Origin of the sequence: Pedobacter frigiditerrae (assembly GCF_004331645.1) — a bacterium.
GTDB lineage: Bacteria > Bacteroidota > Bacteroidia > Sphingobacteriales > Sphingobacteriaceae > Pedobacter > Pedobacter frigiditerrae.
In genome coordinates this window covers 392346-406922 of the sequence record NZ_SJSK01000003.1, presented here as the reverse complement: position 1 = coordinate 406922, position 14577 = coordinate 392346, and the positions used below count along the sequence as shown (strand labels likewise).

Below are 14577 nucleotides of genomic sequence, written 5' to 3'. Positions count from 1 at the left end.
AAGATTTGAGTATTGAGATGTGAGATTTGAGACAAATTGCAAACCTTATTTTATTTCTTCTTTATTTGACTCTCCAATAATCTCGTCATCATCTTCTGCGCCATATTTAGTGGTTACTTCTTCAGAATTTATACCGATTTCGTTCAAATATTTTGAAAAAACTGTTATAACACCGTGTGTAACAAATACTTTTTCTGCTTCAGTGGCTTTAATGGCCGATAATAATCCTGGCCAATCTGCGTGGTCGCTCAAAGCAAAACCAGCATCAGCACTACGCCATCTTCTTCCAGCTCTAACCGCCATCCATCCAGAACAAACACCAATTGCAGGTTGCTGTAAGCTTTTTACCCAACGCCCATCAGCTAATGCAGGCGGAATAATCACTATCCCTTTTTGCATTTCATCTTTTTTAATTTCTGGTGTTATTCTTATTGTTTCTGGCAATTCTACACCAGCTTCAGCGAAGCCTTCATTTAAATTGGCAATAGAATTATGAACGTAGATTGGATATTCACCAGCTAGATTTTTGATTAACCTTTGTGCCTTACCTAAGCTATAAGCAACTAAAATACTTGTTTTTCCCTTTGTACAATTATCATTAATCCAGCTTTTAATTTGTTTAAAAATTAATTCCTGAGGTTGCCAATTGTAAATAGGTAAGCCAAAAGTGCTTTCAGAAACAAAAGTATGGCATTTTACCGGCTCAAAAGCGGTGCTAATACCATCATATTCTACTTTGTAATCTCCAGAAACTACACAGATTTCTCCCTTATACTCTATTCTAATTTGCGATGAACCAATTACGTGGCCTGCTGGAAAAAGACTTAACTTAACGCCATTTATGTCTATTTCCTTGTTGTATGGCAAGGTTTGTACGTTATCTTCTAAGCCATATCTTTGCTTTAAAATTGGTTTAGTTAAATCGTGGCATAAATAGTTTTTATTGCCCCACTTCACGTGGTCTGCGTGCCCATGTGTTGTTACTGCATAATCTACAGGATGCCAAGGGTCAATGTGAAAATTGCCTTGTTTACAGTAAATTCCTCTGTTTGTAAATGTTATTAATGCCATACCTACTATAAACGAACAAGCCGGCTTATAAGTTTTATTAATAATTATCGGGTAATTAGCCGATATTTGGAATTATCGGGTAATTAGCCGATATTAGATTTATGATAGCTGTAATAACTGGAGACATAATTAATTCTAGAGAACTACCTGATGAGTGGATAGGTACACTTAAATCTGCATTAGTAGGGCTTTTTGGTAAAAATGTTAACTGGGAAATATTTAGGGGCGATAGTTTTCAGATAGAATTAAATGCAAAAGATGCGGTAATAAACGCCATATATATTAAGGCTTGTATTAAAACTTTAAAAAATGCTGATGTAAGAATAGGAATAGGCATTGGGAAGAAAACCGTTAATGCAGAAAAGGTAACTGAGGCAAATGGAGAAGCTTTTATTAACTCTGGAAGTGCTTTTGATACGTTAAAAGTAAATAAGTTAAATATGGCTATTAAAACGCCTTGGCCAAAGTTTGATGAAGAGATAAATTTATTTATTAAATTGGCATTAATAACAATGGATAGTTGGGGGCAAATTTCTGCCGAAATGGTTAAGTATGCCATAGAAAACCAAAACACCAAACAAGATAAGATTGCAAAAATATCTGGCAGAAGTCAATCTTCTGTAAGTGAAGCTTTAAAAAGAGCTCATTTTACTGAGATAATGGAACTTGAAAACAGGTATAAAGCTCAAATTGCCAAACTAATTAAAAAATAATGGAAATTGCTTTACTGAAACTCTTACTAGCTCATATCTTGGGCGATTTCTTTTTGCAACCTAACTCTTGGGTCGAAGAAAAGGAAAAAAAGAAACTAAAATCAGCTAAATTTTATTTGCATGTCGCACTTCATGTTGTACTCATATTTATAGTTTTTTTATCTTTTAGTGTTTGGAAAATAGCTTTGGTTGTTGGTGCTCTACACGGAATTATTGATGCTTTAAAGCTCACCTTTCAAAACGAAAAAACAAAACGAATTTGGTTTTTTGTAGACCAAATATTACATACTGTAGTTGTCTTAATTTGTTGGCATTATTATTATTATGCCATCATAAACCTCGATTTTTTACAAAATGCCAAGTTCTTGTTGTTTCTAATAGGCGCACTCTTTCTCACATCGCCAGCTGCCATATTTATAAAGGTAATTATAGCTAAATGGATACCAGAGAGTACTGCATCTTCGCTGCAAGATGCAGGAAAGTTTATTGGAATTATAGAACGTCTGTTAATTTACTTATTCGTTTGCACGCATCATTTTGAAGCAGTTGGTTTTTTATTGGCAGCCAAGTCCATTTTTAGGTTTGGCGACCTAAAAGAAGCACACGATATTAAACTTACTGAATATGTTTTAATTGGAACTTTATTGAGCTTTGGGATTGCGCTAATTTTGGCAACGAGTATTTTGAATGTTAATCTCTAAGATTTTTTGAAAAGTAATTATAGAAACCTATTTAAGTTGGTTAACCAATGCTAATGCATATACCTCTTTGTTAATGGTTCGTTAACCAATCGCTGTCAGACTGTTGCCTCATTACACATTTTTTCTAAACCTAATGGAAACGAGCACGAGTCCAGTGTAAGTCACTTATATTAATTAGATTTGGTGCTTTGCGTTTTACAGGCAAGAGCAAAAAAAAGTTGCTATGGGAAGTTCATAATTACTTAGGGAGTAAGACTAAAAAAGTTGCTGACAGAGAATTATTTCACCTGCCCAGTAAGGAATATATTTTACCAAATTTAGATAATAATTTAATTGAAGATGCTTATCAGGAACTAGAATTACTGGGATTTCCCGTTACTTTGAGTATGTTCGACTTACTCAAAACAGATTACCACGGTGATATTTTAGCTAAAAATTTAGAGAAGCACGAAGGCAAAGTGGTAAAGATGTTGGGTAATTTCGTGTGCGATAAAACAGTTCACACCATTAAAAGTACTAAAATGTGGTTTGGCACCTTCATAGATAGTGAAGGGGATTTCTTTGATACTACACATTTCCCAAATGGTTCACCTATTTATCCTTTTAGAGGTAAGGGATGTTACTTGATTTTAGGTAAAGTTGTGCTTGATTTTGGAGTGCCTAGTGTTGAGGTGATTAAGTTTGCTAAATTGCCAATTATGGATAACCCTGTATTGGTAACCGATAGTAAGCCATTAAAGCAGAAATATAATTGATTAGCCGCAGATTCGCTGATTTTAAAGAATAAGAAACTATTAAAGATAAAAGTAATAGGCTAAGTATTGTAATTGGGTTGTTGTATCCCGAAGCCGAAGCAAAATCTCAAACTATTAATCTGCTAATCTGTGGCTAAAAATTCAATAGGTTTTACATTAAAATGCACCTCAAAAAAACATTATCCCCAAGGACAAAACTTTTCCACATATAGATGCATATTGAGGGTTATTTTGTTAAATTCGCAAGGTTATAGTAAAACCTAATTTAAAATTTGCGGTTGGCACTTAGCGGTTGGCATTTTATATGCTGAATACGATACGCTTAACGCAAAACAAAAAAAATTTATGGCAGAAGATTTAGAAAATCAAGAGAACGACAAAATCATTTCAATAAACATAGACGAGCAGATGAAATCTGCTTACATCGATTATTCGATGTCTGTTATTGTAAGTAGGGCTTTGCCTGATGTACGTGACGGGTTAAAACCAGTACACCGCCGTGTTTTATACGGTATGCTAGACTTAGGTTTAGGTGCAGGAAAACCTTATAAAAAATCTGCTCGTATTGTAGGAGAGGTATTGGGTAAGTATCACCCTCACGGAGATTCATCTGTTTATATGACCATGGTACGTATGGCTCAAGAGTGGAGCTTACGTTATTTAATGGTTGATGGACAAGGTAACTATGGTTCAATTGATGGGGATTCGCCGGCAGCAATGCGTTATACGGAGGCACGTTTCCAGAAAATGGCAGAAGAAATGTTGGCAGATATCAATAAAGATACTGTTGATTTTCAGTTAAACTTTGATGATTCGTTACAAGAACCAACGGTACTGCCTGCAAAGGTTCCAAATTTGTTAATCAATGGCTCATCTGGTATTGCAGTAGGTATGGCAACCAATATGGCGCCACACAACATTACTGAGGTTATCAATGCAACTGTTGCTTATATCGAAAACAACGAAATTACAATTCCTGAGTTAATGAAATTTGTAAAAGGTCCTGATTTCCCGACAGGAGCTATTATTTATGGTTATTCAGGTGTTCAGGATGCTTTTGAAACTGGTAGAGGTCGTATTGTAATGCGTGCTAAAGCTGAGATTGAAACCGTTAAAGATCGCGAAACGATTATTGTAACTGAAATCCCTTACCAAGTAAATAAGGCCATGATGATTGAGCGTACTGCTGAATTGGTTGGCGAGAAAAAACTGGAAGGTATTTCTAACATTAAAGATGAATCGAATAAAGATGGTATTCGTATCGTTTATGAAATTAAACGTGATGCAAATGCAAGTATCGTTTTAAATAACTTATACAAACAAACTGCTTTACAGACATCTTTCAGTGTAAATAATATTGCGTTGGTTCATGGCCGTCCGCAAATGTTAAATTTAAAAGATTTAATTCGTCACTTTGTTGATCACAGACACGATGTAGTTGTTCGTAGAACGAAGTTTGAATTAGCAGAAGCTGAAAAACGTGCACACATATTAGAAGGTTTATTAATCGCTTTAGACCATATTGAAGAAGTGATTAAATTAATTCGTGCATCAAATACACCAGAAGAAGCAAGAGTTGGCTTAATGGAACAATTTGGTTTAAGCGACATTCAGGCAAGAGCAATCTTAGACATGACCTTACGTAGGTTAACAGGCCTGGAACGTGATAAAATTAAAGATGAGTACGCAGAATTGATGAAAACCATTGAGTATTTGAAATCAATTTTGGATAGCGAAACTTTAAGAATGCAGATCATTAAGGATGAGTTAGCTGAAATGCTTGAAAAATATGGCGATGAACGTAGAACTACAATCGTTCACTCGGCAGAAGACATGAGCATGGAAGACTTCATCGAAGATGAAGAAGTTGTAATTACTATTTCTCATGAAGGTTACATTAAACGTACCCCAGCCTCAGAATACCGTACACAAGGTAGGGGTGGAAAAGGATCTAAAGGAAGTGATTCTAGAAATGAAGATTTCATTGAGCACTTATTAATAGCTTCAAACCATAATTACATGTTATTCTTTACCGAAGCGGGACGTTGTTTCTGGTTAAGAGTTTATGAAATTCCCGAAGGAAGTAGATTGAGTAAAGGAAGAGCATTACAAAATATCATCAATATCCCTAAAGAAGAAAAGGTTAAAGCTTATATCAAGGTTAAAAACTTAAAAGACCAAGATTATTTAGAGAATAACTTCATCATCATGTGTACTAAAAAAGGTACCATTAAGAAAACTTCTCTAGAAGCTTATTCTCGCCCACGGGTTAATGGTATTAATGCAATTAATATTAACGAAGGTGATCAATTGCTAGAGGCTAGTTTAACAACTGGAAGCAGTGAGATTGTAATGGCTTTACGTTCTGGAAGAGCAATTCGTTTTAACGAAAGTACGGTTAGACCGATGGGAAGAACTGCAACAGGAGTAAGGGGTGTTACTTTAGCCCATGATAAAGATGAAGTAGTTGGTATGATTGCTATTGATGACCCATCTGCAACTGTATTGGTGGTTTCTGAAAAAGGTTATGGTAAACGTACTGATATTGACGACTATCGAGTTACAAATCGTGGTGGTAAAGGTGTTAAAACTATAAATGTAACTGAAAAAACTGGCGCATTAGTTGCTATTAAAAATGTAACAGATGCTGATGATTTAATGATCATTAATAAATCTGGTATAGTTATTAGGATAGTAGTGAGTGAGTTAAGAGTAATGGGTAGAGCAACTCAAGGAGTTAGGTTGATCACATTAAAAGGTAATGATGAAATCGCATCTGTAGCTAAAATTGAACACGAAGATGAGGTTGAAGAAGTAGAAGAAGTAGAAATCGTTGAAGGTTCAACCGTAGAAACTGTTAAGGATTCGACGGGAAAAGTCGAAGAAAAACCTATTGAAGATAACAGTTCTGATACCGAGGAAGAAACAGAAGAGAATTAATATAATTTAAAAAAAATAATAAACAATGAAAAAATTACTTTTAAGCATACTATTTGTAGGTGTGGCATTACTGGCAAATGCACAAAAGAGTGAAATAGCTGAAGCAAAAAAAGCATGGGATTTATTTACTTTGGTAAGTGGGGGGAAACAGCCTTTTGATAAAACAATGGCAAGTTTAAACAAAGGCTTAGGACATACAGATCTTGCAATTGCAAATGAAAAATCTAAAGTTTTGCCAGATGCGTGGTCTTACAGAGCACTATTTGCTTCAGCAATTGCATTAACTGATTCTGTTAATGCTGAAAATTCTTTAGCAAAGCAAAAGATTGCAGAAGAAGCAATTGAAAAAGCAAAATCACTTGATGCTAAATCGTCTGAGAAGGATAATCTAGCCACAGCACAGCTGAATATTAGGAATGCTATAAGTGGCCGCGCTGTAAGAGCATATTATAAGAAAGATTATGCTATAGCTTTAGCAATGTTTAATCAGCTTATCGCATTAAACCCTAATGATACTTCAATGTATGTCAATGCTGCTGTGACAGCTAAATTGGCAAAAGACTACCCTCAGGCAATTGAAAAGTACAAAAAAATAATCAGTCTAAATGTGCCACAGGTCAAAGATTTTTATTCTGAGGCCATTACAACAAATTTAGAATTTGTTAAAGATACAACAGCCGCTTTAGCATTACTTAAGGAAGCCTCCGCAAAATACCCAGACGATGCAGCTTTTATAGGTGTCGAAACAGATATATACATTGTTAGAGGTGACATTGTTAAATCTCAAGAGATGTTGAATAAGTTAATTGCCAGAGATCCAAAAAAGCCAATTTATCATCATTTAATGGGAGATACATATTACAAACAAGCTTTAGAAATTCAAGCACAAAAAAACAAGCTAGACCAAAAGAAGATTAAAGAACTTGATGCTTTAACTGCAAAAATGACCAAGCTTATTGATGAAGCATTACCGCACTATAAAAAAGCTACAGAATTAGATACAAACTATGTGCCTTCTTTAGAGTCACTGAAACAGATTTATGGTTTTAAAAATGATGCAAAAAACTTTGATGATGTTAAGAAAAGGCTAGATGCTATTCCAGCTAAAAACTAGAATTAGATATTTTTTTTTAAAAGAGGGATAATTTATCCCTCTTTTTTTTTGTTATTTTTGTAATGTTATTTTTGTAATATTAATACTCGTAAAATGATAAGTAAGTATTTAGTCTCGCTTTTCCTGTTAATTAGTTCTCAAGCTGTAGCCCAAACATCTCAAGTTCAAATTGCACAAAATAGTGTAGGAAAACTACAGGCTAGTATTGCCAATAAAGAAGATTTTAAAAAGCAACTAACTATAATAGCTGAGGGGATAAAAGCTCTTGAGTTGGCTAAAGTAGATAAAAAGACCAAAAATTGGCCAGAAACCTGGGCTCTCAAAGCATATCTAAGTTCTTATATTGCAATTATTGATGACAATGAGTCTAATGCAGATAAATATTATGGTTTAGCAACTGAAGCTTATGAAAAAGCAAAAACATTAGATAAATATCAGTCTAATAATGCCTTAATTACAGCTGCAAATCACAACATTAATAGTAAAAAACAAAAGGATGGTAATAAAGCATACCAACAAAATGATTTTATAACTTCTTATAAATTACTAAAACAGGTAAGCGATTATTTCCAAACAGATACAACTTTAGCAGTAAATACCGCAATTTGTGCGCAGAATATCCAATATTATAATGAAGCCTTAACGTATTATAAAAGAGCGAAAGATAATGGCATTAAAAATTTTTTTGTATTTCAGTATTTAGCTAATATATACAGTTCAAAGTTTGAAAGTGAACTTGCAATAAAAACGTTAGAAGATGGTTTAGTTGTAAATCCGTATCATCCATATTTAACAAATGATTATATTAATTTACTGCTTGATAATGATAAATATGATAAAGCACTTAAAATTATTGAAGGATCAATAGCAACTGAAAAAAGAAGTAAATTACTGCTTTTTCTTTATGGTTATCTCCAACAATCTGAGTTAAATAATAAACCAACTGCTGAGATAGCTTTTAAAAATGCATTAGATATTGATCAAAATTATTTTGATGCATTATATCAATTAGGTTTAGTATATATTAATAATTCTAATGATGCATTAAAGGAGAAAAACAAACAAAAAGCTAGTTCTTTTATTAATCGTGCAGAACTAACTTTATTAAGAGCCCATGAGATTAATCCTAATGATAGAAATACAATTCAACTTTTAATTCAAATCTATACCAGAAAGAATAAGTTAGATAAAGTCCAGGAATTGAAAAGAAAATTAAATGAGTTTTAAAAACTATATGCCCAAAGGAGGGTATAGTAATTTATTACTTAACATAATGTTAATTATAAGACATTGTTGTAAAATAAAATTATTTTATCTAACCTTATTAATTTTTTTATTAAGTTTTTGTAATGTTTATTCTAATGTTAAATTATGATAACCTGACATTTGCAGAAGCTGAAAAATGAATTTAGAATTGGTAAATTACGAGCCGGGTATCATGAAGTTGAGATTCCATTAGAATTATTCTAGTTTAAAATTATATTTTTACAACAAACCTTTAAAATGACTACGAAAAAATCAACACTAGGCTTCATATTTATTACCATTTTAATTGATTGTATTGGTTTTGGAATAATAATACCTGTTTTACCAGATTTGATAAAAGAGATTTCAGGAAAATCTTTAGCAAACGCTTCAGAATATGGTGGATTGTTATTAGTTGCTTATTCAATTGCCCAGTTTATTTTTGCTCCAATTGTTGGTGGCTTAAGTGATAAATATGGTCGCCGACCAATTTTGTTGATATCCCTTTTAGGTTTAGGTATAGATTATATTTTCTTGTCATTTGCACCAACATTAGCTTGGCTGTTTTTAGGGCGAATTATTGCTGGAATTACAGGTGCAAGCTTTACAACAGCGATGGCCTACATTGCTGATATAAGTACCCCAGAAAAGAAAGCCCAAAATTTCGGAATGGTTGGTGTTGCTTTTGGGTTGGGTTTTACTATAGGGCCACTTATAGGTGGTTTATTTAGCGAAATGGGACTTAGGGTTCCGTTTATGATATCCGCAGGTTTAACACTTTTAAACTGGTTTTATGGTTATTTCATATTACCAGAATCTTTAGCTAAAGAAAACCGCAGGGAATTTTCCTGGAAAAGAGCAAACCCAATTGGTTCATTAAAAAGTGTTTCAAAATACCCTGCTATTATAGGATTAGTTATTGCTTTGCTATTGCTTTACATTGCTAGTCATTCGGTACAATCCAACTGGGGATATTATGTAAAAGAAAAATTCAATTGGGATCCAAAAATGATTGGTTATTCATTAACCGTTGTAGGTATTGCTGTAGCTATAGTCCAAGGCGGGCTAATTCGTATAGTAATTCCTAAAATTGGCAGTAAAAAAGCAATTATGTTGGGATTATCTTTGTATGCAATTGGATTTACTTTATTTGCTTTCGCAACAAATGGTTTAATGATGATGATTTTTATTCTTCCTTACTGTTTAGCAGGAATTGGAAACCCTGCAATGCAGACCATTATTTCAAATCAAGTTCCAGATAATGCTCAAGGAGAAATTCAAGGAATTGTTACGGGTATGCAAAGTTTAGGAGCTATTATTGGGCCATTTTTAATGGCGTTTATTTTTGCCCATTTTATTGATAAAAATAACAGTATTTATTTTCCAGGTGCACCATTTATCCTCAGTGCAATTTTAGCATTAATTTCATTATTCATTACAATATCAGCATTAAGAAAACATCACTAAAGTAGTTCTATCGCCAAATTTGCTAACTCACTCCTCTCCCCTTTTTGCAGGGTAATATGTGCATATAATGGATGTTTTTTGGCATTTTCTATCAAATAAGATAATCCATTACTTTCGGAATCTAAATATGGTGTATCAATTTGATAGATATCTCCAGTAAATACGATTTTCGTATGCTCGCCAGCTCTTGAGATGATGGTTTTAACTTCATGTGGTGTAAGATTCTGTGCCTCATCAACTATAAAGAAGATTTTAGTAATTGTTCTTCCACGTATGAATGCAAGTGGTGCGATTTGAATTTTCTCTGTACGAATTAACTCATCAATCTTGAAAAGCATTTTTTCATCGCCAGCAAATTGTTCTCTTATAAACTTTAAATTATCCCATATTGGCGCCATGTATGGGTCTATCTTAGCCTTAACATCACCTGGTAAAAAACCAATATCTTTATTGCTTAGAGGAACAATTGGTCTTGTAATGTAGATTTGTCTAAAATCTTTTCTTTGCTCTAAAGCCGTAGCTAACGCCAATAAAGTTTTACCAGTACCAGCATTTCCTTGGATGCTAACTAGTTTTATATCAGGGTTTAATAAAGCATCAATGGCAAATGACTGTTCGGCATTGCGGGGATAGATGTTAAAAGCTGATTCTTGAAAAATGTACCTTAGATTTTTAGCAACTTTATCATAGAAAGCAATAGCACTTTTTTTCTTGTTCCTTAATATATAGAAATGATTAGAATCAGTGTAAGGTAATGTTAATGATGAGGCATCAATAGTTCCGTTATTTTTAAGTGCATCAATAACTTCTATAGAAAAATCTAAGATTTCTGTCTTACCTGTATAAAGTTCATCTGCATTTTTAATTTTACCTGTTTCATAATCCTCAGCATATAAGTCTAAGGCTTTAGCCTTTAAGCGTAAACAAATATCTTTTGAAACTAATATAACCTTACGTTTTGGGTTTTCTTCCTTTAAAGCAAGTGCAGCATTTAAAATGCGATTGTCAAATTTCCCGTCACCAAAAAGTTTTTCAGCATTATTTTTTTTTGGGTGTTCATCTAAAACAACCTTAAACTTCCCAAGGCCATTCTTTTTTAGGTTAAACCACTTATTAATCAAATGGTTTTTAGATGCCTTATCTATCAATCTGATAAAATTTCTCGCTTCGAAATTACGTGTATCATTTCCACTTTTAAAATTATCAAGTTCTTCCAATACGAGAATTGGAACAGCAACATCATGTTCTTGAAAATTATTTACAGCATCATGGTCATAAAGAATAACCGAAGTATCTAAAACAAATATCTTTTTTGAGGAATTTTTATCTTGAAGTGCAGCCTTTGACATAATACCTTAAATTTAGTATTTACCATTTAAAGATTATAGTTATTCGAAATAAAAAAGCTGCAAAACGAAAAACGGAGACCATCTTCTTTCGATTTGGTTCTCCGTTTTAACCTTATCTTTAACCGTAGTTAAAAATATGGCATCAATTGAATGTACTTAACCTAATTCGTGGCTCTGTTCATCTTGCGAATTCCTGAACTCATTTATAACCTATTATTTATATTGCTTTACTCCGTAAAATGCGGCAATTGATAATAGTGCCCGATATTGCTTTTCAAACTAATTATTGGTTTTACAACCGCTAAGTCTTTCAAATATCTTTCTCTTGCGAGTGATTGTTTAATAACTTAATTTTTTACATGCTAACCGTCTTGCGACTTCTTAATGTAAAACGATTTTGCATTTTGCAACGCTCGTCGAATTTGTATCAAATTAATTATAGGCCTTACAACCTCTGTTATTGTAAACTTAGCTGCTCTTGCGAGTGATTGAGTTTTTAATTACTTAATCTTTTACATGCTAACCGTCTTGCGACTTCTTAATGTAAACCGTTGGCATTTTGCAATGCTTCTCGAATTTGATGTTTAAGCTTTGAATACTCCCAAAAATTTTAGCCTTGCGACTTAGTTTTTGTTTTGGATTATTCTATCAGACTGTCAAAGTACTTCGTTATTGATATCATCTAAAGTAGCCTCTAAAGCAATATGTGTCAAGTAAAATCGATTTTTCTTTCTAACAAGTTATGAACTTTTAATAGTTAGTTATCAACAAGCTACAATTCAACTTATTATTGAATGGTTAATGAAATGAATGGTTTTTCTTTTAAAAGCTATCAGGTTATTAACAATTGTTATTAACTGCCTTGTTCACATTTTACTCAAAAAAACATAGAATTGGAAAATGAAATTCTGCATATTTTTTTAGTTCTACTAAAAATCTTTGTTTTTAAAGTATGATTTTCAAAGCTTTTTAAAACCTAAATAATGTAAATTTGTACCATGTTTAATCAACCAATTAGAAATATACAAGACTTTTTGCTGAGTACTTATTTTGCAGATGGTTTGCGTATTACAATTGGTGTGCTTTGCCCCTCTTTGCTTTTAGCACAATTTGGAATGTTGCAGTATGGGATGACCCTCTCATTAGGTGCATTGTGTATTAGCGTGGTAGATTCACCTGGTCCAATTGTGCATCGTAGAAATGCAATGTTAATTACAACAGCCTTAATCACAATTATTTCTATTATAGTTGGCTTAACGAACAAAAGCATTATTGTTACTGGAACATTGTTAGTTATTTGCAGTTTTATTTTCTCTATGCTTTTTGTTTATGGAGATAGAGCGGCTTCAATAGGCGTTTCTGTATTGCTAATCATGGTTTTAAGTATAGATGATATTAGGCCATGGAAAGAAGTTATGCTTTATGCTTTACTCATTTTTGCGGGTAGTATTTGGTATACACTGCTAAGTTATTTTGTTTACAGACTTCGCCCTTACCGATTAGTACAACAAATATTAAGTGATTCCATTTTACAAGTAAGTGATTTTTTAAGAGCGAAAGCTAAGTTTTATCACGAAAATGCAGATTACGAAAAGAATTATGCTGAATTATTACAATTGCAAGTACATGTTCATGAAAAGCAGAATGAAGTTAGAGAAGTACTATTTAGAACTAGGGAAATCGTAAGAGAATCTACGCCAGAGGGAAGATTTTTGTTATTAGTTTTTGTAGACATGGTTGATTTATTTGAGCAAGTAATGTCTACCTACTATAATTATAAACAGTTACACGAGCAGTTTGATTCTATCGGCATTTTGCCCCAGTATGAAGATGTAATTAATAAAATTGCAGCTTCGCTAGATGAAATTTCTTTTGCACTGAAGAGTGGAGGAACGCCAGGCTTAGCTTATGGATTAGTAGAAGATGTAGCAAAGCTAAAGGACCAAATTACTAAACTTGAGGTTAATAGAGATGAAAAATACACAACTTTAGGTTTAATAGCTTTAAAAAACATTGAAGTAAATATTGAAAATATTGTTTCGAGAGTTAAAACGATTAATAGCTATTTCAATAAAAATGAGAAGAAAAATTTAAAGAGTAGAGATATTGATGTAGATAAATTTATTACCAGACAAAGTACTGATGTTAAGTTGTTATTAGACAATCTAACATTTAGTTCTTCTACATTTAGACACTCTGTTAGGGTTGCTATTGTAATGCTTATAGGGTTTATAGTTGCTAAAAGCTTAGGTTTTGCACATAGCTACTGGATACTCTTAACTATTTTGGTTATTTCTAAACCTGGATTTAGTTTAACAAAAGAAAGAAACATACAGCGTTTGGTGGGAACAATAGTTGGTGCTTTTATTGGTATGGGTATTTTAATGTACATACACGATAAAAATACCTTATTTGTAATTTTGCTGATTTGTATGATTGGCAGTTATAGTTTTCAGCGTAAAAATTATGTGGTAAGTGTATTGTTTATGACACCATACATTTTAGTGCTCTTTGATTTTTTAGGTATGGGAAGTATATCCGTAGCTAGAGAAAGGATTTATGATACTTTAATAGGTTCTGGCATTGCGTTATTGGCAAGTTATTCGCTTTTTCCTAATTGGGAGCATGAGAAATTAAAACAAGCAATGGTTGATATCATTAAAGCCAATTCAAATTACTATAAAGAAGTAACCTTGTTATATTTTGAACAGAACCACAATTTAACAAATTATAAACTAGCCAGAAAAGCTGTTTATGTAAGTACATCAAACTTGGCTTCTTTGTTTCAACGGATGTTTTCTGAGCCTAAAAGCAAGCAGTTACACATTAAAGAATTGCATCAATTTACGGTATTAAATCATTTGCTGTCATCTTATATAGCCACTTTATCCTTATATAAAAAAGAACACCAATTTGTGCATAGCAATTTTGAGGAGTTAAAACCAGTTTCAGAAAACACTATTTATTTATTGAATTTATCTTCAGAAAATTTATTGATCCACAACGAAAATATTAGCAATGTGCCATTAATCCGTAGAAAAAATGTGGTAGAGCTAAATTTAGATGATGAAAATATGATTATCTCAGAACAGTTTGATTCAATTCAGAAAGTGGCTTATGACATCTTTAAGTTAGCAGAAAAGCTAAAAATTTAAAGCTTTTACTACTTTCAAACTAACATTTTTTTTAGCTATTTCTTATTTCTAACAACAAAAGAAAACC

The 14577-nt window shown here is 32.7% G+C and carries 10 protein-coding genes; 8 read left to right on the top strand and 2 right to left on the bottom strand.

Features of this window, described 5'->3' with window-relative positions; translation table 11 throughout:
- Window positions 1–45: 45 nt before the first annotated feature.
- A complete protein-coding gene (locus EZ428_RS13355; protein WP_131553668.1) occupies window positions 46–1071 on the bottom strand; it encodes a ligase-associated DNA damage response exonuclease in 1026 nt (341 codons plus the stop codon).
- 101 nt (window positions 1072–1172) lie between these two features.
- Here EZ428_RS13355 and EZ428_RS13350 point away from each other — a divergent pair, with 101 nt between their 5' ends.
- The 7 genes from EZ428_RS13350 (at window position 1173) to EZ428_RS13320 (ending at window position 10006) form a co-directional block, all read left to right on the top strand.
- Complete coding sequence (locus tag EZ428_RS13350; RefSeq protein ID WP_131553667.1) at window positions 1173–1784, top strand: SatD family protein; 612 nt, start codon at window positions 1173–1175, stop codon at window positions 1782–1784.
- Window positions 1784–2485: a DUF3307 domain-containing protein gene (locus tag EZ428_RS13345; RefSeq protein ID WP_131553666.1), complete on the top strand. Its 702-nt coding sequence runs from the start codon at window positions 1784–1786 to the stop codon at window positions 2483–2485. The genes EZ428_RS13350 and EZ428_RS13345 overlap by 1 nt, the downstream gene beginning before the upstream one ends.
- 188 nt (window positions 2486–2673) lie before the next feature.
- A complete protein-coding gene (locus EZ428_RS13340) occupies window positions 2674–3240 on the top strand; it encodes a hypothetical protein (protein ID WP_131553665.1) in 567 nt (188 codons plus the stop codon).
- 345 nt (window positions 3241–3585) lie between these two features.
- Window positions 3586–6180 carry a DNA gyrase subunit A gene (gyrA, locus tag EZ428_RS13335; RefSeq protein WP_131553664.1) on the top strand — a complete coding sequence of 865 codons (2595 nt, stop codon included), beginning with the start codon at window positions 3586–3588 and terminating at the stop codon, window positions 6178–6180.
- A 25-nt stretch (window positions 6181–6205) separates the two neighbouring features.
- Window positions 6206–7294 (top strand): tetratricopeptide repeat protein, encoded by a 1089-nt coding sequence (locus tag EZ428_RS13330; protein ID WP_131553663.1) that lies wholly within the window; start codon window positions 6206–6208, stop codon window positions 7292–7294.
- Window positions 7295–7387: 93 nt separating this feature from the next.
- Entirely contained in the window at window positions 7388–8521 is a 1134-nt protein-coding gene (locus tag EZ428_RS13325) for a tetratricopeptide repeat protein (protein ID WP_131553662.1), read from the top strand.
- Window positions 8522–8797: 276 nt separating this feature from the next.
- A complete protein-coding gene (locus EZ428_RS13320; RefSeq protein WP_131553661.1) occupies window positions 8798–10006 on the top strand; it encodes a TCR/Tet family MFS transporter in 1209 nt (402 codons plus the stop codon).
- Here the strand turns inward: EZ428_RS13320 and EZ428_RS13315 are convergent.
- The gene (locus EZ428_RS13315) at window positions 10003–11355 is read right to left on the bottom strand and encodes a PhoH family protein (RefSeq protein ID WP_131553660.1); all 1353 of its coding nucleotides are present in this window, start codon (window positions 11353–11355) and stop codon (window positions 10003–10005) included. The genes EZ428_RS13320 and EZ428_RS13315 overlap by 4 nt on opposite strands.
- 998 nt (window positions 11356–12353) lie before the next feature.
- Here EZ428_RS13315 and EZ428_RS13310 point away from each other — a divergent pair.
- Window positions 12354–14510 (top strand): FUSC family protein, encoded by a 2157-nt coding sequence (locus EZ428_RS13310; RefSeq protein WP_131553659.1) that lies wholly within the window; start codon window positions 12354–12356, stop codon window positions 14508–14510.
- The last annotated feature ends 67 nt before the right edge of the window (window positions 14511–14577 follow it).